Raw genomic sequence first — 21,061 nt, 5'->3', positions numbered from 1 at the left:
ATTTCACCCCTGGTCCGATGCCCTCTTCCGGAGAGTCTTGACGATGCTGAACGATCCGCTCCTCCAGCCCTATCAGTTGAAGCACCTGACGCTCAGAAATCGCATCATGACCACCGCCCATGAGCCGGCCTACCCGGTGGATGGCATGCCCAAGGACCTCTATCGCGCCTACCACGTGGAACGGGCGAAGGCCGGCGTGGCCTTGACCATGACCGCCGGGTCCGCGGCGGTTTCCCGCGACAGCCCACCGGTGTTCAACAACATCCTGGCCTACAAGGACGAGGTGGTCGGCTGGATGCGCGACCTGAGCGACGCCTGCCACGAGCATGGCGCCGCGGTGATGATCCAGTTGACCCACCTGGGCCGGCGCACGCGCTGGGACAAGGGCGACTGGCTGCCCGTGGTCTCACCGTCATTCGAGCGCGAGGCCTCCCACCGCTCCTTCCCGAAGAAGATGGAAGACTGGGATGTGGAACGCATCATCAAAGACTATGCCGATGCCGCCGAGCGCATGAAGTTTGCCGGCCTGGACGGCATCGAACTGCAAGCCTACGGGCATCTGATGGACCAGTTCTGGTCGCCGCTGACCAACGACCTCGAGGCCCCCTATGGCGGCTCCATCGACAATCGGTTGCGCTTTACCTTCGACATCCTCAGCGCCATTCGCCAGCGAGTCGGCCATGAGTTCATTGTCGGCGTGCGTTATACCGGCGACGAGCAAATGCCCGGCGGGTTGACCGCGGCCGATGGCCTGGACATTTCCAGGCGCCTGAAAGACAGCGGCATGGTCGACTTTCTCAACGTCGTGCGCGGCCATATCGACACCGACGCCGGCCTGACCGACCTGATCCCGATCCAGGGCATGCGCAACTCGCCGCACCTGGACTTCGCCGGAGAGATTCGCGCCGCCACCGACTTCCCCACCTTCCATGCGGCGAAGATCCCGGACGTGGCCACGGCCCGCCATGCCATCGCCTCGGGCAAGATCGACATGGTCGGGATGACCCGCGCGCACATGACCGATCCGCATATCGTGCGCAAAATCATCGAGGGTCGCGAAGAGGATATTCGCCCCTGCGTCGGTGCCAACTATTGCCTGGACCGGATCTATCAGGGCGGTGCCGCCTATTGCATCCACAACCCGGCCACCGGCCGTGAAACCAGCATGCCCCATGACATCCCCAAGGCGCCGGGCAAACGCAAGATCGTGATAGTCGGCGCCGGGGTCGCCGGGCTGGAAGCGGCGCGGGTGGCCGCCGAGCGCGGCCACGAGGTGGTGGTGTTCGAAGCGGCCAACCAGGCGGGCGGCCAGGTTCGGCTCACGGCGCAATCGGAGCGCCGGCGGGAAATGATCAGCATCGTCGAGTGGCGCATGACCCAGTGCCTGGCCCGTGGTGTCAGCTTTCGCTTCAACACCTGGGCCGAGGCCGCCACCATCCACGACGAGAATCCGGACGTGGTGATCATCGCCACCGGCGGCCTGCCCCACACCGAGATTCTCAGCGCCGGCAATGAGCTGGTGGTTTCGACCTGGGACATTATCTCCGGGGATGTGAAACCGGGGCGCAACGTCCTGCTGTTCGACGACGCAGGTGATCATGCCGCCCTGCAAGCCGCCGAGTTCATCGCCAAGACCGGGGCAAAAATCGAAATCATGACCCCGGACCGGACCTTTGCCCCGGAAGTCATGGCGATGAACCTGGTGCCCTACATGCGCTCGCTGCAAGCCCTGGATACCACCTTCACCGTCACCTTCCGCCTGCTCGCCGTCGAACGCGAAGGCGCGGAGTTGCTGGCGACCATCGACAGCGACTACGGCAGTGCACGCAAGGTGCGACGGGTCGATCAAGTGGTGATCAACCACGGTACCCGACCGCTGGACGAACTCTATTTCGAATTGAAACCCGCCTCCAGCAATGCTGGCGTGGTTGAACACCAGGATCTGATCGTCGGCAACCCACAGCAGGTCGTGACCAACCCGCAAGGCCGATTCCAACTGTTTCGGATCGGCGATGCAGTGGCCGCGCGCAATACCCACGCCGCGATCTACGATGCCTTGCGACTGGTCAAGGATTTGTAGGCGAACCCATTATCGAGGTGAAGCAGGCATGCCGGACAATCAAACCCCCAACTGGAAAATTGCCGGTAAAAACGGCGTCCAGGGCCCGGTCGAAGGCTCGCTCTATTATTCGTCTTCGACGGATGACTGGCAGCCGACGGCGGCTGAAGGCTTCTGGATCAAGCCGCTGTTCGAAGACGCCGAGCGCGGGGAAAAGACCCTGCTGATGAAAGTCGACCCCGGCGCCCATGTCCCCAGCCACACCCATGCCGGGGAGCTTGAGCAACTGTTCGTGCTGCAGGGCTCGTTCTTTGATCAGGATCGCACGTTGCAGGTAGGCGACTATTGTTGCCGCGCCCCGGACGCGGCACACAGCGCGGGTTCGGAGCATGGGGCCATTTTGATGGTGATTTATACCCGGCGTTGAAGAGATAGGGCTGCATGCAGGTTTGCCAAAAGCCGGCTCAACCGACCCGTATAGCTTTCGCCGCAGCCATTTCGGGAAGCGACCGGACCAGCTTTATCCTGGATGCCGCTTGTAAAAAAGCCGAGGAAGTCATTCTGGATCAACGCCTGTTTGTCCTTGCCAACCATGAATTTGATGCGTTTGAACAAGCGCTGGAGTCAAACCCGTTAAGGAGTAACGAATGTCTGCGCCAACTGCTGGAAAGGCCGCCTCGCTGGAGCTGACCGCCCCGGAAAAACTCAAGGACATCCATCAGCTGAGCGCCTTCGTGGCGATCTGCTCAGGGACGCGATTATCCGAACGATCGCAGCAGCCAGCGAAGTCGGGACAACCGCCCTCGTAGTCCACCCGTTGAATGAAAGGCTGGTGACGCTTTATGAAAAAGCCGGGTTCATCCGCAGCCCACAGCTTTCTCCAATCACGATGATGCTTCCCCCCGCCTGACTACCCCCTCGAGAGCAGATGGGCAGCACCCGCTCTCCTGACTGAACCGACGGATATCACCCCACAGACATCTTCTCGGTCAGGTTCTGCTGCATATACGCCAGGAACCGTCGCTGCAATAGCATCCTGTGCTCGTGCGAATCGTTCTTAGCTTTGGTGACCACAGGTTTTTGTGCCGGACGCTGGACATGTCAGTGGTCGATGAAAACCGGCAAATCCGCCACTATCAGCTAGAGTGAGTTTTGGCCTTATTCGCAGTATGTTGATCCAAATCAACCAGTAATCAGGTCTATGCAAACCTTTTGAATTTTTTTTTGACGCGGCCACTCCTTTCTCTATGAGCAAATGGAGGGGGTCTCATGAGTACCTGTCTTTACGTCATCGAATACAAGCTTCACGGAGAGTCGAAGTCGTTCATCATCCGGGCAAAACCGATGCGCAATGCCGATGCATGGCATTGGGCAAGCTGTGATGCCGGAATAGCACCCATACCTAAACCGGGTAGGCCGCCACTTAAAATGATCTCCAAGCCCCAAGCGGAAAAGTATGGAGTGACCGAGGTTAAATGGCGTGAATCCGCAAAACTGGATTGGACAGAGGTTTCAATTTCATGAGCCCAAGCAACCCGCAGCAAGCCGTGGTCACCGATATCAATGACCAGCGCAGAGTGATGCTGAAGAAAATCGGTAATACCGCTATCCGCACGCATCACCGGGCCAGTTGTCATTGTGGCGCCGTTATCCTCGAGATCCATTTGCCTGAAGGCGTTCCCAGTCCACACCGATGCGACTGCTCGTTCTGTAAACGCAAAGGCGCAATCGTCGCCGCAGTGGAATGGGCAGATCTCAAGGTGATCAGGGGCAAGTCCGCGCTGTCGAGGTATCAGTTCGGCAAGCATGTGGCCGAGCATTACTTTTGTAAAAACTGCGGCACCTATACGCATCACCGACTCAGCAACAATCCGGAAGAGTTCGGTTTCAACATCGGCTGCCTGGAAGGGGTCAATCCCTTCGACCTGAATGATGTCCCGGTCGCGGATGGCGGGGTCTGGAACTCACTGTGAACCAGTGAGCCCCAGGGTTTTCCGATGGTTCCAGCAACACGGGAGGCCCGTTGGACCTCCCGTCACTCGCCCGATCACGAAGTACCCAATCCTCGCGACAGGTCGGCTGCACTCGCTTCGCTCGCGGGGCCCGGGCGCGGTTCCCCATCCGGCTTGACGTCCATATCCGGGTGCTCCGTCGTTTTTGTCACCGTATCGCGCACCGCCTCGAACCCCTCCCGAGCCTGCTGCTTGACCTTGTCGGCCAGGCCTGCACTGGTCTTGCCCAGATAACGTTGCTCCGTCGCCGTCGAAGGCAATGCCGCGCCCAACATGGCACCCAACGCGATGCCCGCAGCGGCGACCATCAGCGGTTGTTCCTGCAGCAAATGGCGCAATTGATGACTCATCACTTGGGTACTGCGTGCCAAACGGTCACTGGCATCATGCATCGCATGGCTGATGTTTTCCGTGGCAGCGCCCAGATTGTCGCCCAGGTTTACCGCCTTGCCCTTGACCGTCTGATAGCCCTCTTTGAACGAGTCCGCGGTGTGGTGCAAATGGTCCCGCGCACTGTCGATACCGTCGGTCAAGCCATCAACCCACTCCCCAGCCTTGTCCGCCGCGCTTGGGCCAGTTCGATAGTCCGGACGTGGCGTCGGTGGACGGTTCTGACTCATCATCAACCACAGCAATCCAACCGAGGTGATTACAGCCGGAACCGGGTTGTTACGCACGCTGGTTCCCAGGTTGGTCAGGAACGTCGTGCCGTTGCTCTGCATCATCCCCAATGCCTGGTCGAACATCTGGCCCGGCGTAAACTTGCTTTCCAGGGCATCGACGATATTGCCGATGCTTGCTCGCTGCGCATCGATTTCGCGCTCGATGGCTTCCGGACTCTTTTGCGATTCAATCTCCAATTCACGGTTCATGAGACTTTCCTCCGCAGCGCTTCCTGGTCTTTATTCAAGGCGCCCAGCGTGCGCTCAGGCTTGAAGTGGGACGGCTCGAATTGTTTCTTCCCCGACTGCAGCATGACGAACCCGACAATCATCACCACGACGCCCACAATCAGCGCGGCCAACCATGGCGCCATCACCATGCTCAGGCCGTAGACGGCGGACATCAACAAGATGATGAACCCCGCCAGCAGGACAATCGCCCCCCCCCGCCACACCGGCAATGCCGGCCTTGAGCGTGGTGAGGCTGGCTTGCAACTCGGCCTTGGCCAACGCCAGCTCCTTGCTGAAGAGATCGGGCACTTCACGGGACAATTGCCGCAACAATCCGACTACCGAGGCGTCCTGTTCGGGAGCGGACAGCGGTCTTGAACCTGGAAAATCCGGATCTTGTCTGTTCATCACAATTCTCCTTTGAAGGTTGTCGAACCCGGTGTCGACGTCGTGGCAAAGTCCGAAGGGTGGTCCTGTTCATTCGGCGACGCCGGCGTGATGCCGGTGGCCAGGCCGGCCCCCGGATCGGTGCGCGATGCAACGGAGGTTTCATAAGGCCGATGGGCGCCGAAACCGCCTGACGGCGGCATAGAGCTGCCGGTGGCCGGGTCACTGGCATCGGCAAAGGTCGCGGCAGGGGCACTGCCGGCTTTCAGAAAGCGCGACAGGCCAAAGCCCAGCGCGATGCTGCCGGCGATGAAGAGTGCCGGATTGCTGCGAGCCAGGTCGGCCCCATCATGGAGTAGCTGCTCGGCGCTTTTGCCGCGCAGATTTCCTGCCAGGCCGCTCATGGAGTGCGCCATGTCGGCGAGGTAGTCGGACATGCCGAGCGTGTCCTTGCTTTCAAGTTCGGAAAGGACGGACTTCGCGCCCTTGGCCAGGGCCTCGATCTGATCCGCCGCTGTATCGCGGTATTGCCCGAACTGCGCATCCACCTGTTGCCTCGCGCCGCCCAGCACCTCGGTTACGTCTTCCTTCAAATGTTGAAAGTCTTGCTCAGGCCTCCCTGTGTTGTCCTGCTGATCTGTCTGAGTGCCAGCTCTGGTGTCTGAAGTATTCATGACGTTCCTCGCCTTCCATATAAAAAAAGCGTTATAGGGTCCGCCACGAATTACCCGCAGCCCCCCTCATTTCAAAGGACGGAGCGCAGTTGTCGGGAGTTCCAAAGGAATGATGAGCGATGCGTTATGAGTGAGAACCACGACAGTCAGTCATCTCGATGGAACCCTGTACTGACCCCGCCCTCTATCGCTCACCGGGTAGAGATTGACCCCTAGATGGACGGCCTTTTACAACGCAGGCGTCACCGTGAGGGACAGCAGGTATTCACCAAAGCCGCCGCAACATTTGTAATCCCTGCGCGCACTCGTAACGACCGGGTTGGTTGCCGTCCAGATAATGCGGGCATTGATTCGTTCAAGTGCGGCAACCAGGTGCACGTCTTCGTGGGCTACCAGATGCTGGAAACCGCCAGCGTCGCGATACGCGGTGGCACTCAGGCCGAGATTGGCGCCATGGATGTGACGATGGTTCTCGATGAACTGGTAGCGCTCCATATACCTGGCGCGAACCCACTCGCCATGATCATCCCAACTGTCGACCTCGACCGTTCCGCACACCGCATCAACCATGAATTCAAGTTGGCGTGCGAGCCAATCGGGAGGCACCACCGTGTCGGCATCGGTAAAGGCGAGCCACTGCGCTCCAGCACTGAGCAGTTGTTCCGCACCGGTCGCCCTGGCTTTCCCGACATTCTGGAAACAGACCATCAACGCGCTGACTTCCAGGGCAGCGACCAACCGGTCTGTGGCGTCTGAACAATCGTCCAGCACCACCAGCACCGTTACCTGGCGACCTTCGAGCCCCGGATGTTTTGCGGCAAGCAAGACGGATGAAAGGCAGGTGGCAATATGTTTTTCTTCATTATGGGCGGGTATCACGACGCCAATCATTGAGGGTCCCTCGATTCAGCGAAGCCGATGGTCTTCACCTATCGACCCTGCGCGCCTTCGGAAGGTTTAAAGAATGTCTGGTCCCGACGCTGGTTCTGTCATGGATGAGCGCCAGTCGTCCAGAAACATTCCTCGTCAAGATCGGCTCATCAACCCATGGTGACGGTTATCTTGAAGTCAGCCCTGGCGACAGCCGCCATGCCTCTATCGATCTGTTCTTCCGCGACCTGGCCCTGGCACACCGCGAACGGGCCTTTTGCGTCGTGCTGCCGGTCGTGGAAATGCCGCAAAAACTGCTGGAGCTGTGGCGCAACGCGAGGGAAATCACGCTACCCAGCGCCAACGATCCGCACCTGCAAACAACGGCCTCAGTGTCTGAGCGCGACGCGGCGAGGTGACGCGGCTCAAGGGTGAGAACCTCAAGGGCTATGTGAAGATTGCCCGGGACCTGACTGGCCACAAACGCTTGCACGAAGAGCAAAACCAGCAGTTGGCTGAAACACAGATCAGCAGCCATCTGAAAGACGAGTTCTTCGCCGTCATGTCCCATGAGCTCAAGCATCCGCTCAATCTGATCCAGCTCAACGCGGAGCTGTTGCGACGCCTGCCCGTTACCAAATCCCTGGCCCCCGCGGCCAAGGCGGTCGACACCATCTGTGACGCCGTCAACAGTCAGGCACGCATCATCAACGACCTGCTGGATGTGGCGCGTTTACGCACGGGCAAACTCAAACTCAAGCTTGCCGCCATGGACGTGTGCCAAGTGTTGCAAGACATTCATGCCGTCGTCAGTGATGACGCAGCAGGCATCAACGTCACCCTGCGCCTGCCCGACGCGGGTCAACCGCTGACGATCGATGCCGACCCGAGTGGAGCAGATCATCTGGAACCTGGTGAACAATGCGCTGAAATTCACCCCGGCGGGCGGCCAGGTCCAGTTGGTGGCCAGTCGCGAGGGCGACATGGCCCGGCTCGAGGTCAAGGACAGTGGCGCAGGCTTGAGTGCGCAGAGCATCAGCGAAGTGTTTGAACTGTTTGGCCAGGCCGCCAATCAGCATGCGACCCATCAACGGGATGGGCTGGGGATCGGTCTGTCGTTGGTGAGGCAACTGGCCGAAGCCCATGGCGGCAGTGTCGAAGTGAGCTCCGCAGGCCTGGGCCAGGGCTGTACCTTCACGGTCCTGCTGCCGCTGAGCCAATCTGCCGAAGACACGGCGCGACCCGCACCCACCGACGGACTGTCAGGACGCCTTGCCGGCGTCACGGTGCTGCTGGTGGACGACTCGGCGGAGGTTCTGGAAACCCTGCAAATGCTGCTGGAAATGGAGGATGCCCGAGTCATTGCCTTCTCTGAACCGGTGAAGGCGCTGAAAGCGGCACAGACGGGCCAATACGACCTGGTGATCTCCGATGTCGGCATGCCGGTCATGAGCGGCCACGAACTGATGCGCGCGCTGCGCGAGCTCCCGCAGATTCAGGCGGTTCCAGCCATCGCATTGACCGGTTACGGCGCCGAAAGCGATATCGAGGAATCGCGAAAATCGGGTTTCGATCGTCATCTGAGCAAGCCGGTGTCCTATGAACTGCTCATCGAAACCATTGAAGAGCTCAGAAGTGCATTGCTGAAATGATCCCCCGACCGACTGCTGCAAGTGGTGATTGAAGCTTAGTGTCTGGACATCAGCCCATGAAGCACACCCAACCTCAAACCCGGTTCGGAGGCCGTCATCTGTGTGATGCCAAAGACCTTGAATGCCGCCAGCATCAGCACCAGGCCGCCCGGCAAGATGCTCAGGCGATGGGCTTGCAAGCCCGCCAGGCGGAGCTTCTTGACGTGCCCCACTTCCAGCAGGCGCAACGACAGGCGCAACAGGCCGCTGTAGGTGATGCCGTTTTGGCCAAAGTCGTTCAAACCGTTGGCCTTGAGCACTTTGGCCAGCATGCGGGCGGTGCCTGAAGAGCCGATGGTCTGCTGCCAGCCCAGCGCACGATAACGCCGCGCAACTTTTTCAAACGCCAGCGTGGCGACTCGCTCGGCCTCCAGCAGCCTCTGGGCCGTGACGCTGCCCCCCGGAAAGTAGCGCGCACCAAAGGTGCCGCTGCCGATGGCGATACTCTCGGTGACAAGGGGTTGCACGCCCCGGCCCAGAATCAGTTCGGTGGATCCGCCGCCGATATCCACCACCAGGCGCATCTGTTCCGTACCCGGAACCGTGTGGGCCACGCCGGCGTAGACGAGTCGGGCCTCTTCATGCCCGGAGATGACATCGATGCGAAAACCCAGGTGGCGCTCCGCGCTGGCCAGGAACAGTTGCGCATTGTCGGCTTCGCGCACGGCGCTGGTCGCCACCGCCCGCACCCGCCCGGCCTCGAAGCCGCGCAACTTTTTGCCAAATCGCGCGAGCGCCTGCCAGCCTCGATCCAGCGCCAATTCGTCCAGCGCTCCGCCCTGAGCCCCCTCCGCCAGGCGGACAGGTTCACGCAGGGTTTTCACTTCGTGGATCACCAACTGCTGGTCTCGTTTGACCGACTGCCCAATCATCATGCGAAACGCATTGGACCCCAGGTCAATGGCGGCGAACAGAGAGGCGTCTCCTTTCATGGTGGGAATTCCTGGCAGATGCACAAGCCAGCGCCCGGCGTATCGCCGGGCGCAAGAGGGTTTGCCAGAAGCTTGCCAGAGCTGGATGACACGCAGATGACACCGCCGTCACTAGCCCCCACACCCACGCGAGTCGTTATTTGGTGTGAACACCATTGCCTGAACACCACCAATCCCTGTAGGAGCGAGCTTGCTCGCGAAGGTCGTCGACGATAACGCGACCAGCCTGATGCGCCGCAGCGTCCTCGGGCTTTTCGCGAGCAAGCTCGCTCCTACAGGTTCAGCTCATCCAGTTACCACCATCGACATTGTAGGTCTGCGCCACCACGTATTCGCTCTCGGACGACGCCAGGAAAATCGCCATCCCCGTCAAGTCTTCAGCCGTGCCCATTCTGCCAAAAGGTACTTCCTGCCCCACGAGCTGTTTCTTTTCGCCCAGTGGCCGGTTTTCGAATGTGGCAAACATGGCATCGACGCCATCCCAATGCTCGCCATCCACCACGCCTGGTGCGATGGCGTTGACATTGATCCCGTGCTTGATCAGGCCCAGGCCGGCGGATTGCGTCAGGCTGATCACCGCGGCCTTGGTTGCGCAATAAACCCCTACCAGCGCCTCGCCCCTGCGCCCCGCCTGACTGGCCATGTTGATGATCTTGCCGCCATGTCCCTGGCGGATCATCTGGCGCGCGGCGGCCTGCAGGGTGAACAGGGTTCCGGCGACGTTGATCGAAAACAGACGTTCGAAACTGTCGCGGGTGATATCGACGATGGGCGCCAGGTCGAACAGCGCGGCATTGTTGATCAGGATGTCCAACTTGCCTGTCTGCGCGATGACGGCAGCGATGGCGTTATCGATGGACGCCTGGTCGGTCACGTCCATTTCCACGGCGTAGGCGTTCGGCCCCAGTTCGTCGGCCGTGGCCTGGGCTCGCTCCAGATTGATGTCGGCGATGGCGACCGTTGCCCCTTCGCCGATATAGGCCTGGGCGAAGGCTCGTCCTATGCCGCGGGCCGATCCGGTCACCAGTGCACTTTTACCTTGCAGTCGTTTCATTGATTATTTATCCGTTTGTTTGAAAACTTTTTGCAGGTTCTTGATTTTCAGGTTGGCCATGATGGGCCTCTGTTTGTTTTTCTTGTCGGAACCGGCTTGCTGGCGAAGGCGGCCTCGGGATCAATGCAAAACGTGAGGGCCTCTTCGCTGGCAAGCCAGCTCCTACGGGGATCGCGTCAGGTCGGCGATTTTCATTCCACCGCGCCAAACGATTCGATTACAGCACCCTTGGAAAGCCCCGGACAAACGCGTAGCGGATGCTCGACCGATACTTTTTTAACCACTGGCTGGAAAACAGTTCCGAAGGCAAAAAAGTATCAGTCGTGGGTAATAGCGGTGCTAGCCGGAACTCGCCGCGAGGAGGTATGTTGGTCATACACGAAGATCAAATAACAATAAAAGGGGCATGCCATGCCTGATAGCCGAGCTGCTCTGTTCGAACAGCGACCCGCCGAGCTGGAGGTCATCCTGCCTGCGCCCGATCAGTGCTTTCGCTGGTACGAACACGACTACCCCTACGCCCTGGCTCGTTGGAACCATCACCCTGAATTCGAGATTCATCTGATCCGCCAAGGCAGCGGCAAGCTGGTCGCCGGCGACTACATCGGTGCGTTTGGCGCAGGTCATGTCGCGCTGATCGGCCCCGACCTGCCCCATGACTGGATAGGCGACCTGGCACCCGGTGAATACCTGCCCGGGCGCGATGTGGTGCTGCAGTTCGACGGTGCAGCCCTCCTGGCCTTGCGCGGCACCCTGCCTGAGCTGGGTGAGTTGCAGGACCTGTTTGCACGGGCCCGTCGCGGCCTGGAGTTCACCGGGGCAACCGCCGTGCAGGCCGCTCGATTGCTCGAAGCCATAGGTCCCGCGCAAGGGCTCGAACGCCTGATCCTGTTCCTGCAGCTGATCAACACGCTGCTCAAAGCGCCCACGCAGGATGCGCACTCGTTGGCCAGTGCCTGCTATGTGCCGACCCTGGATGACCGCAGTTCCGAGCGCATCATCAAGGCCTTCGACTATCTGCTGACCGAGCTGACAGACGACCCTCGGCTATCGGTCATCGCGCGACGCCTGGACATGAGCGAGCCGGGGTTTTCGCGCTTCTTCAAAAGAATTACCGGTCATGGCTTCATCGATCTCATGCGCAAGCTCAGGGTTCAACGCGCCTGCAGGCTGTTGTTGCAGACAGAGATGTCGGTGGCCGACATCTGTTTTGAGGTGGGCTACGCCAATCTCTCCAACTTCAACCGGCATTTCCGGATCGAAATGGACCAGACTCCGAGCGAATATCGTCGCGCAACGGCAATGACGCTGTTCAACCGCAACGCAGTTCACCCCGCTCTTCCGTTCACCACAGCCCATTGATCGAGTGGTGTCCGGTGATCGCCCCGGATCAGCCAACAGCCATCACTCCAGGAAAAAATTGAGGAAATGACCATGGTATTGCCTCGCGCAATCGTATTTGGCGAAGCCCTGACCGACCTTGTCCAGGGTACGCCCGGACAATGGCAAGGCTACCCGGGCGGCGCGCCCTGGAACGTGGCACGCGCACTGAGTCGCCTGGGCGTCGACAGCGCCTTCGCCGGGTCCGTCAGCACCGATTCCCTGGGCGACGAGATCGCCCGGCAGTCGCAAGCGGCAGGTCTGGATCTGCGATTCTTACAACGAGTGAACCGCGATCCCCTGGTCGCCATCGTCCCGTCGAGCCGCCCTCCACGCTATTTTTTTGCCGGGGAGGCCGATCTGTTTTTTGATCCGGACCTGCTGCCGCCCGGCTGATCGAGCAGGCGCAAGTGTGTCATTTCAGCTGCATCAGCCTGGCGCGTCAGCCCCTGGGAGACCGCCTGGTAACGCTCGCCGAGCAAGCCAAGGCAGCCGGCAAACGAATCAGCTTTGACCCGAACTGGCGCAATTTGATGGACAGCCATTATCGCGAACAGACCTTTCCGACGATGACCGCCCTGGCCGACATGATCAAGCTGTCCGACGAAGACCTTCGGCACATCTACCCGGGCTTGAGCGAACACCAGGCACTGGACGAGCTGCGCGCGCTTAATCCCATGGCCGAAATCCTGTTCACCCGGGGGGAGCATGGCATGCTGCTTCACACCCCCGACAGCCAGTACGAGCAACCGGCGATCCCGGTGACCGTGGCCGATACGGTCGGTGCAGGCGACGCGTGCATGGCCGGCTGGCTCGCATCGGACTTGCTCGGCATTGGCGACGTGCGCGAACGCCTGCGATTCTCTGCAGCCTGCGCCTCCCTGTCGTGCCGCCATGCCGGCGCCCATGCTCCGACCCTGGCCGATGTGAACGACCTGCTTGAGACATCAGCGTTACAGTCGTAACACCGCTGAAACACTCAACTTTTTGCTTCGCCAATACCCGACGGTCAACCGGGGGGCGGCCGGTTCCGATGCTACGCTTTCAACTCCTCGAGTAGAGTTGAAGCGATGCAAAAAGAACCCTCACTCCCCAGCCGATCGCCGGTGCAGCGATGAAGCGAACCCTCATGGGAGGCATCGCCGTCGCGGTGATCGGAGCGATGACCTATGGGCTCATCCAGTGGAACACCGTCGAACACCGCAAAGTGGACGCGCGGTGCAACGAAGCCAAGCAGGCGCTCAAAAGCGTGGAAATCCGCGCACGGGCGTTGGCCGCCGGATTGTCGGTCGAAGAGTACGCCAAGGACGAGGAAGCCAAAGTGGCGGCCTTGATCGATGCCCTCGACGCGGCGACCAATGAAGCCGAGGTCAACCGGGTGATAGAAGCTCACGCAGCCTCCATCGAAGCCCAGGCAGCCGCTATCGACGCGGAGATCAATGCTCGGGGCGAGCAGATATTCCTCGACCAGCGCCCCATGAAACGGCGGATACCGGCCGACGTCAGACAGGAACTGAAACGCGCCGCGAAAGCGGTCAGCGTGGCGTGCAGTTAGCGCTGCGATCGCCCTGACACTTTATGTCAAACAATATTCAGACCAGGCACCCGCTCAAAACCGCCTCCACCCATTGATACCCGGGCCAGTTTTGTCGCCACTTGATACCATCCAGCACATTGATATGAAGCTTTAATGTCTGGAAAAACTTTTGTGAACATCATTCGTCACTGTTTACGACACCCCTACGCGCGTCTCATCGCCCTCATCGGACTGGTTCTGATCATGCCCCTGTGCCTGCGTGCAGCGCAGGGCTGGTCGAATCCACATGGCTACCTGTCGGACCTGTGCATTGCGAGCCTGCTCATCGTGCTCCTGCACCGTCGCCCCTGGTGGCTGGCCCTGCCGATATTGCTGGCCTGGGGCCTCATGACCGTGGCGACCGCCGAACTGGTCAGCGCGGTCGGCCGGTTGCCCACCCTTTCGGACTTGCATTAACTGATCGATCCGCAGTTTCCTGAAAACTCCACCGGCGGCGGATTCGCCCAACCCTGGCTGGCCGCCACCTTGCTGCTGGGACTGATGGCGTGGCTGTGCACCCACTGGCTGGGCGCTGCGACACCTGCACCGCGCCTGCCCCGTCATGCCTGGTCGGTGCCGCTGTCGCTGTTGATCGCTCACTGGGGTGCGCAACACCTGCAACCGACCGATGCCGACCAGTGGCATGTGTTCAACTTGCCGCACCAGGTGCTGGCCGCCGGCGTGGGCGAGGTTCAAGCGCGCGCGGAAGACTGGCTGGAAGGTGACGAGATCGATGTCGCCCCGCAGATGGCAGGGCTCACCGAGCTCGACCTGACCGGCCAACGACTGCTGGCAGCCCCGGGACGTGCACGCAACGTGTTGATCATTGCCCTGGAAGGCATTCCCGGCGCCTATGTCGGAGTCAACCGCCAGGCCCTGCACAGCAGTTATCAAGAGAACCTGATGCCCCATCTCAGCCAGTGGGCGGAACGGGGTATGAACACGCCGGACTACGTGCTGCACAGCCACCAGACCATTCGTGGCCTGTACGCGATGCTCTGCGGCGATTACGACAAGCTCGACAATGGCACCCCCAAAGGCATCGAGATGCTGACCCAGAGCGAACGCAACCAGGCCTGCCTGCCGGCACAGTTGCGCAAGAACGGCTTCTCCACCCACTACCTTCAGGGCGCCGGGCTGCGCTTCATGGCCAAAGACAAGATCATGCCGCACATCGGTTTCGACGCGACCCATGGCCTCGAATGGTTCACCAATGCGTCCTACCTCGACTTCCCGTGGGGCAAGGATGACAAGGCCTTTTTCGAAGGCGCGCTGGATTACGTCGGCCAGCTGGAGAAAAACCAAAAGCCGTGGATGCTGACGCTGCTGACCGTCGGCACGCACCAGCCCTACTCGGCCCCGGACGACTATTTGCAGCGATATGACACCGCCAAGCAAGCCGCCGTGGGTTACCTGGACGATGCCCTTGGGCAATTCCTCGGCGGCCTGGAACGCCAGGGCGTCCTCAAGGACACCCTGGTGGTGATCACGTCCGACGAATCCCACGGCATCGACGGCGTGCGCCTCGCGTCTTCCTGGGGCTTCAACCTGACACTGGCACCCGAGCAAGCGCAGCTGCCGCAGATCAAGACCGGGGTCTACGGCCATGTCGACCTGAGCACCTCGATCCTCGACTACTTCGCCTTGCCTATCCCTGCGACCCTGAGCGGTCGCTCGCTGTTTCGCCAGTACGATACCGGCCGCGAGATCATGTCGTTCACCAACGGCAAGCTGCGCTACCACGATGGCCAGGGCACCTTCACCGAGTGTGACTTTCAACAGCGCTGCCGGTATTACGCCAGCGAAGGCTTCATCGCCGAACGTGCGACCTTGACCGGTCAATACGGCGGCAAGCGTGCGCGCCAGATCACGGCACGCGCCGCAGCCCTGGATCACACCCTGTTGCAGACACCGCAGAGCCTGCACTACCAGTTCGGCAGCCCGACCATCATTCCTCTCCAGGCGCAGATCAAGGATGACTGGGCCGACAACCTGATCGGCGCGCAGTACCTTGAAATGCCCAAAGGCTCCCACACCCGCGTGCGCCTGACCGTGCGCTCGGTCGACCCCCATCAGAACGCCTACATCCAGCTCAAGACCAAGGAGCTGGAACAGGATGTGCAATTGGGCCTGCCCAGCGAAATGCTCGTCACGGTCGACCAGCCACTGGAGATGGATTTCAGCTTCCCCAATCCGCAGTCGCGCAAGGCGTTCTCTTTCCATCTGCTGGGGTATGGATCGGGCGCGGTCGAAGTCAGCGACTTCAGTGTGATCACCGAACTGCCCGGGCAAGAGGAATCGCCGGCCGAAACCCTCGACGATGACATCGCCGAATCGAGCTGACCGACCCAGGACACCTGAGCCAGAGCCGTTGCAGCAGGCCAAGACAATTATTTGACGCCTGAAACAAGTTGGATCCCATTAATAATTTAGCTGCTAACATTCCGGGAAAGGATGGCCATATAGAGGCATACAATGAGCAGCGCAGCTAAGCACGGTTGGAAATGGGCCTACGAGAAACTTCGTGGATTGCACTGCACCAGGACCACGGCGCTTTACCGGGCGACCCTCTATTGGCTGCGTGGCGACACCGGATCCTGCACCAGCCAGGACAATTGGCAGAAAATTCGTCTGCGACGCTAACCCTGTGGGAGCGAGCCTGCTCGCGAAAGCGGTCGATCAGTCAACATCCATGTTGAATTTGACGACCCCTTCGCCGGCAAGCCGGTCTCGCTCCCACAGTTGATCTGCGGTGATTGCTACATTGGCGTAGCTTTTCAGCTCAATTCGCTTTCCCGGATCAGCTTCTTGTTGATCTTGCCGACACTGGTCTTGGGAATCTCGGCGACGAACTTGAACTGCTTGGGGATCGCCCATCTGTTGATGCGGCCACGCTCGACAAACCCTTGCAGGTGCGTCTCCAGGATCTTGCGATCGAGGTACTGCCCAGGCTCGCACACCACCAGCGCCATAGGCCGCTCACCCCATTGCTCATCGGCAATGCCCACCACCGCGACCGACATCACCGCCGCGTGTTCGCTGATCAGGCTCTCCAGTTCCAGGGAGCTGATCCACTCCCCGCCCGTCTTGATCACATCCTTGATGCGGTCCTTGATTTCCACGCCACCCAGCGGATCGATGGAGGCCAGGTCGCCGGTGTGCAGCCAGCCGTTGTGCCACAGCTCGGCGCCCTTTTCCGGCTCCTTGAAATAGCCTTGGGTCAGCCAGGGCGCGCGCACTACGATCTCGCCCAGCGACTCGCCGTCATGGGCCACGTCGTTGCCGCTGGCATCGATGATTTTCAGGTCGACCATCGGCACCGGCGTGCCGGTCTTGATCCGGGTGGCCAGTTGCGCCTGGGTGGATTGATCGAGGTCTGCGTCACGCAAGTAAGTCAGGCACAGCAACGGGCAGGTCTCGGACATGCCGTAGCCGCTGTGCACCTGAATGCCTTTGGCGCTGGCTTCGCTGGCAATGCCCAAGGTCAACGCACTGCCGCCCAGGAGCATTTTCCAGCCGTCGAAAGAGGTCTGCTTCGCTTCATCACAGTTGAGGATCATTTGCAGGATCGTCGGCACGCAATGGGAGAAGGTGACCTTCTCTTCACGGAACAACCGCACCAGGCTATTGGGTTCGTAACGGCCGGGGTACACCTGCTTGATGCCCATCAGGGTCGCGACATAGGGCACGCCCCAGGCATGCACGTGGAACATCGGCGTGATCGGCATGTACACATCGTCGGAGCGTAACAGCGGCAGGCCTTGATAGACGCCCAGCGTGCCCACGGCATTCAAGGTGTGCAGCACCAACTGGCGATGGGTGAAATACACCCCTTTCGGCGCGCCGGTGGTGCCGGTGGTGTAGAACAGCGTCGCCACCGAATTTTCATCGAAATCGGGGAAGTCGTATTGGTCTGCCGCACCGGACAACAGGTTTTCATATTCCCCCAGCACCGGTAACGATGTGTTCGTTGCTCTGTCGTCCGTGAGCTGCATGTAACCTTTGACGGTCTTCAGCTGTCCGTGGATCTGCTCGACCAGCGGCACAAAATCGTCATGCACCAGCACCAGGTCATCCTCGGCGTGGTTCATGGTGTAGAGCACCTGATCCGGCGAAAGACGGATGTTCACGGTATGCAGCACCGCGCCGATCATCGGCACGGCGAAGAAGCACTCCAGGTACCGGTGGCTGTCCCAGTCGAGCAGGGCCACGGTATCCCCGGCCTTGACGCCAGCCGCGGTCAGGGCGTTGGCCAGTCGGCGGATGCGCTGGTTGAGGGTCTGGTAGCTGTAGCGCAGTTTGTCGGCGTAGACGATTTCCCGCCCCGGTTCGTAACGCACGCCAGACAGCAATAATTGCTTGATCAGCAAGGGATAGGCGTAGGCGCCGTCGGCAGGCGGAATTATTTTTGTCGCCATCATGGTTGGGTTCCTTGTTCTTTCGATCAGAAGTGCGCTGCGTCCAGCTCGTAGAGGGATGCGCTGCCGGCCTTGGCTGACGCGCTCAACGAATGGATGCGCGGCAGCAGGCGGGCAAAGTAGAAACGCGCGGTGCCCAGCTTGCTGAGGTAGAAGTCATCCTCGGCCTGTTTGCCCATGGCCGCGTTGGCCATCCGGGCCCACATGTAGGCATAGGCGGTGTAGCCGAATACCTGCAGGTACTCGACCGAGGCGGCGCCGATTTCGTTGGGATTGTTCATGGCCCGATCCAGCAGCCACGCGGTCAGGTCATCGAGGGTGTCCACGGCGGCATTCAACGGCTGGGTGAACTCGCCAAGTTCAGCGCTGGCGTTAGCGGTGAACTGGCGAATCTCGTCGGCGAACAACCGGTAGAGCGCCCCGCCGCTGCCGACGATCTTGCGCCCGGCCAGGTCCAGGGACTGGATGCCATTGGTGCCTTCGTAGATCTGGGTGATGCGCACATCGCGCACCAATTGCTCCTGGCCCCATTCGCGGATGTAACCATGGCCGCCGAAGATCTGTTGGCCATGCACCGTGGTTTCCAACCCCATGTCGGTCAGGAACGCCTTGGCCACCGGGGTCAGCAGCGACACCAGTTGCTCGGCGCGGGCGCGGGTTGGCGCGTCATCGCTGTACTTGGCGGTGTCCAGTTGCAGCGCCACGTAGCTGGAGAACGCCCGCCCGCCCTCGTTCAGGGCTTTCATGGTCAGCAGCATGCGCCGCACGTCCGGGTGCACGATGATCGGGTCGGCGGCCTTGTCCTTGTGCTGCGCACCGGTCGGCGCACGGCTCTGCAGGCGGTCCCGGGCATATTCGACGGCGTTCTGGTACGAGCGCTCACCCAACGCCAGGCCCTGGACACCCACGCCCAGACGTTCGTAGTTCATCATGGTGAACATCGCCGCCAGGCCTTTGTTTGGCGCATCGATGATCCAGCCGCTGGCCCCGTCGAAGTTCATCACGCAGGTGGCCGACGCCTTGATGCCCATCTTGTGTTCGATGGAGCCGCAGGACAGCGCGTTGCGCTCGCCCAGCGAGCCGTCGTCGTTGACCAGCACCTTGGGCACCAGAAACAGCGAAATGCCTTTGGGGCCGGCGGGCGCATCCGGCAGCCGGGCCAGGACCAGATGGATAATGTTTTCGGTCAGGTCGTGCTCGCCGCCGGTGATGAAGATCTTGCTGCCGCTGATCTTGAAACTGCCGTCGGCCTGAGGTTCGGCCCGGGTGCGAATCAGGCCCAGGTCGGTACCGGCATGCGCCTCGGTCAGGCACATGGAGCCGGTCCAGGTGCCGGCATACATGTTTGGCAGATACTTCTGTTTCAGCGCTTCGCTGGCGTGCGCGTTGATCGACAGGCACGCACCGGCAGTCAGCATCGGGTACAGGCCGAATGACAGGCTGGCCGAGTTGACCATCTCCTCGATCTGGGCCGAAATGGCCTTGGGCATGCCCATGCCACCGAACTGCGGATCGCCGCCAACGCCGACCCAACCGCCTTCGGCGAAGGCCTGGTAGGCGGCGCCAAAACCGTCCGGCGCCTGGACCGCGCCGTTGTTCCAGGTGCAGCCCTGCTCGTCGCTGCTGCGGTTCAGCGGTGCGACCACTTCGGCGCTGATCTTGCCGGCCTCTTCCAGGATCGCGGCAGCCGTTTCTTCATCGATCACCTCGGCCAGGCCGGGCAAACCGGCCCATAGCCGGGACACCTCGAAGACCTCGTTGAGGACGAAGCGCATGTCGCGCAAGGGAGCTTTGTAATCAGACATCGTTGCTTACTCGGAAGTGGTCAGGGCATGTGGCATGTCCTGACGTTGGGATGTACCGGTTTTACCCGTTTGCGCCACAGGGGCTTGCGCAACGGGGTGACGCAGCAGGAAGTACGACAGGGCCGGAATCAGGATCAACGCGCCGAGCATGTTCCACAGGAACATGAAGGTCAGCAGGATGCCCATGTCGGCCTGGAACTTGATCGGTGACCAGACCCAGCACACCACGCCGGCGGCCAGGGTGATGCCCACCAGCCCTACCACCCGGCCGGTGAACGCGACCGCGTTGCGATAAGCCTGGGACAACGGCAGGCCCTGGCGCTGGTACTGCAGTTGCACGCTGAGCAGGTACAAGGCGTAGTCGACACCGATCCCGACGCCGAGGGCGATCACCGGCAGAGTCGCCACCTTCACGCCAATGCCCATGACCACCATCAATGCCTCGCAGAGGATCGAGGTCAGCACCAGCGGCAACAGGGCCACCAGCGTGGCGCGCCAGCTGCGGAAGGTGATCAGGCAGAACAACGTCACCGCCGCGTAGACGTACAACAGCATGGTGCGGTTGGCCTCGCGCACCACGATGTTGGTCGCCGCCTCGATGCCGGCGGACCCGGCAGCCAGCAGGAACTGGCGATCTTCGCTGTTGTTATCCCAGGCGAATTGTTCGGCGATGGCCACCACCGCGTCCAGGGTCTCGGCCTTGTGGTCCTTGAGGTAGGCGATCACCGGCATCAGCGAGCAGTCGTTGTTGAACAACTCCGGGGAGTTGACCGAGGCTTGCTGCGCGGCGTAGTTCAGCACGTCCTGGTTGCGCTGGATGCTGTTGAGCTTGGGGTTGCCCTCGTAAGTACCGGCGGTGATCTGCCGCACGGCGTTGACCAGCGAGGACGTCGCCTGAACCCCGGGGGATTGCTGCAGCTCCCAGGCCAGGCGGTCGGCGAGGATCAGCGTCTTATAGCTCAGGCAACCTTCCGGCGCGGTCTTGATCATCACCGCGAACAGGTCGCTGGACAGCGCGTAGTGGCTGGTGATGTAGGCGTTGTCGAGGTTGTAGCGCGAGTCGGCCCGCAGCTCCGGAGCGCCACTGTCGAGATCGCCGATTTTCAGCTGCAGGCTGACCATGAAGCCGCCAATGCCCATCAGCGCCGCCACCAGGACTGCGCCGGTCGCCCACTTGCGCGTAGTGAAGCGATCGAGCATGTCCCACAGTTTGCCAAAGCCTTTGTGCCCTTCGGCACGGGTGTCGATTTTCAGCGCGCGCTCGGCCGCCTTCGCGCCGACGCCGACATAGGACAGCGCCACCGGCATCA

General features: G+C 60.9%; 18 protein-coding genes and 4 pseudogenes. 13 read left to right on the top strand and 9 right to left on the bottom strand.

The features are described 5' to 3' along the window. The first annotated feature begins 43 nt into the window (after positions 1-43). The 6 genes from BZ163_RS07230 to BZ163_RS07205 all read left to right on the top strand — a co-directional run bounded on the left by BZ163_RS07230 (position 44) and on the right by BZ163_RS07205 (position 4,032). Positions 44-2,080 (top strand): NADH:flavin oxidoreductase, encoded by a 2,037-nt coding sequence (locus tag BZ163_RS07230; protein WP_128870361.1) that lies wholly within the window; start codon positions 44-46, stop codon positions 2,078-2,080. A 28-nt stretch (positions 2,081-2,108) separates the two neighbouring features. Next, positions 2,109-2,486, top strand: a complete 378-nt coding sequence (locus BZ163_RS07225; RefSeq protein ID WP_168187325.1) for a cupin domain-containing protein — start codon at positions 2,109-2,111, stop codon at positions 2,484-2,486. A 14-nt stretch (positions 2,487-2,500) separates the two neighbouring features. Then, entirely contained in the window at positions 2,501-2,749 is a 249-nt protein-coding gene (locus BZ163_RS07220) for a DUF1778 domain-containing protein (RefSeq protein WP_228761609.1), read from the top strand. After that, the gene (locus BZ163_RS34765) at positions 2,707-2,868 is read left to right on the top strand and encodes a hypothetical protein (RefSeq protein ID WP_168187322.1); all 162 of its coding nucleotides are present in this window, start codon (positions 2,707-2,709) and stop codon (positions 2,866-2,868) included. Before BZ163_RS07220 ends, BZ163_RS34765 begins: the two co-directional genes overlap by 43 nt. A gap of 460 nt (positions 2,869-3,328) precedes the next feature. Beyond that, positions 3,329-3,583 carry a DUF6555 family protein gene (locus BZ163_RS35460; RefSeq protein ID WP_128870359.1) on the top strand — a complete coding sequence of 85 codons (255 nt, stop codon included), beginning with the start codon at positions 3,329-3,331 and terminating at the stop codon, positions 3,581-3,583. Between the two features lie 140 nt (positions 3,584-3,723). After that, the gene (locus BZ163_RS07205) at positions 3,724-4,032 is read left to right on the top strand and encodes a GFA family protein (RefSeq protein WP_256578962.1); all 309 of its coding nucleotides are present in this window, start codon (positions 3,724-3,726) and stop codon (positions 4,030-4,032) included. A gap of 74 nt (positions 4,033-4,106) precedes the next feature. On the opposite strand, the gene BZ163_RS07200 is transcribed toward BZ163_RS07205, so the two are convergent. The 4 genes and pseudogenes from BZ163_RS07200 to BZ163_RS07185 form a co-directional block, all read right to left on the bottom strand. Next, positions 4,107-4,943 carry a DUF3618 domain-containing protein gene (locus BZ163_RS07200; protein WP_128870358.1) on the bottom strand — a complete coding sequence of 279 codons (837 nt, stop codon included), beginning with the start codon at positions 4,941-4,943 and terminating at the stop codon, positions 4,107-4,109. Continuing rightward, a pseudogene (locus BZ163_RS07195) lies at positions 4,940-5,372 on the bottom strand (phage holin family protein). Before BZ163_RS07195 ends, BZ163_RS07200 begins: the two are co-directional and overlap by 4 nt. Further along, entirely contained in the window at positions 5,372-6,025 is a 654-nt protein-coding gene (locus tag BZ163_RS07190) for a hypothetical protein (RefSeq protein ID WP_128870357.1), read from the bottom strand. The pseudogene BZ163_RS07195 and the gene BZ163_RS07190 overlap by 1 nt, the downstream one beginning before the upstream one ends. 228 nt (positions 6,026-6,253) lie before the next feature. Further along, a complete protein-coding gene (locus BZ163_RS07185) occupies positions 6,254-6,916 on the bottom strand; it encodes a glycosyltransferase family 2 protein (RefSeq protein WP_128870356.1) in 663 nt (220 codons plus the stop codon). 104 nt (positions 6,917-7,020) lie between these two features. Here BZ163_RS07185 and BZ163_RS07180 point away from each other — a divergent pair, with 104 nt between their 5' ends. Further along, on the top strand, positions 7,021-7,314 hold the full coding sequence (locus BZ163_RS07180; RefSeq protein WP_128870355.1) for a hypothetical protein: 294 nt from the start codon (positions 7,021-7,023) through the stop codon (positions 7,312-7,314). After that, a pseudogene (locus BZ163_RS07175) lies at positions 7,305-8,547 on the top strand (ATP-binding protein); the annotation flags it as partial. The gene BZ163_RS07180 and the pseudogene BZ163_RS07175, both read left to right, overlap by 10 nt. A gap of 35 nt (positions 8,548-8,582) precedes the next feature. Here BZ163_RS07175 and BZ163_RS07170 read toward each other — a convergent pair. Beyond that, a complete protein-coding gene (locus tag BZ163_RS07170) occupies positions 8,583-9,518 on the bottom strand; it encodes a Ppx/GppA family phosphatase (RefSeq protein ID WP_128870354.1) in 936 nt (311 codons plus the stop codon). A gap of 280 nt (positions 9,519-9,798) precedes the next feature. Next, entirely contained in the window at positions 9,799-10,572 is a 774-nt protein-coding gene (locus tag BZ163_RS07165; RefSeq protein WP_128870353.1) for an L-iditol 2-dehydrogenase, read from the bottom strand. Positions 10,573-10,983: 411 nt separating this feature from the next. Between BZ163_RS07165 and BZ163_RS07160 the strand changes: the two genes are divergently transcribed. The 5 genes and pseudogenes from BZ163_RS07160 to BZ163_RS34755 all read left to right on the top strand — a co-directional run bounded on the left by BZ163_RS07160 (position 10,984) and on the right by BZ163_RS34755 (position 16,171). Continuing rightward, entirely contained in the window at positions 10,984-11,934 is a 951-nt protein-coding gene (locus BZ163_RS07160) for an AraC family transcriptional regulator (protein ID WP_128870352.1), read from the top strand. A 72-nt stretch (positions 11,935-12,006) separates the two neighbouring features. Then, positions 12,007-12,917: pseudogene (locus tag BZ163_RS07155) on the top strand (carbohydrate kinase). A gap of 149 nt (positions 12,918-13,066) precedes the next feature. Then, positions 13,067-13,507 (top strand): hypothetical protein, encoded by a 441-nt coding sequence (locus BZ163_RS07150; RefSeq protein ID WP_128870351.1) that lies wholly within the window; start codon positions 13,067-13,069, stop codon positions 13,505-13,507. 135 nt (positions 13,508-13,642) lie between these two features. Beyond that, a pseudogene (locus tag BZ163_RS07145) lies at positions 13,643-15,871 on the top strand (LTA synthase family protein). A 132-nt stretch (positions 15,872-16,003) separates the two neighbouring features. Beyond that, positions 16,004-16,171, top strand: a complete 168-nt coding sequence (locus BZ163_RS34755) for a hypothetical protein (protein ID WP_168187324.1) — start codon at positions 16,004-16,006, stop codon at positions 16,169-16,171. Positions 16,172-16,305: 134 nt separating this feature from the next. Here BZ163_RS34755 and BZ163_RS07140 read toward each other — a convergent pair whose 3' ends face one another. The 3 genes from BZ163_RS07140 to BZ163_RS07130 form a co-directional block, all read right to left on the bottom strand. Continuing rightward, entirely contained in the window at positions 16,306-17,949 is a 1,644-nt protein-coding gene (locus tag BZ163_RS07140) for a fatty acid--CoA ligase (protein ID WP_128870350.1), read from the bottom strand. Between the two features lie 23 nt (positions 17,950-17,972). Then, on the bottom strand, positions 17,973-19,751 hold the full coding sequence (locus BZ163_RS07135; RefSeq protein ID WP_128870349.1) for an acyl-CoA dehydrogenase C-terminal domain-containing protein: 1,779 nt from the start codon (positions 19,749-19,751) through the stop codon (positions 17,973-17,975). A gap of 6 nt (positions 19,752-19,757) precedes the next feature. Further along, on the bottom strand, positions 19,758-21,061 hold a 1,304-nt coding region (locus BZ163_RS07130), incomplete at its 5' end, for an RND family transporter (protein ID WP_168187323.1).

Source organism: Pseudomonas sp. VI4.1, from assembly GCF_002029345.1.
Classification (GTDB): domain Bacteria; phylum Pseudomonadota; class Gammaproteobacteria; order Pseudomonadales; family Pseudomonadaceae; genus Aquipseudomonas.
Note: the sequence above shows the minus strand (reverse complement) of the source record. Positions and strands in the feature narration are given on the sequence as shown.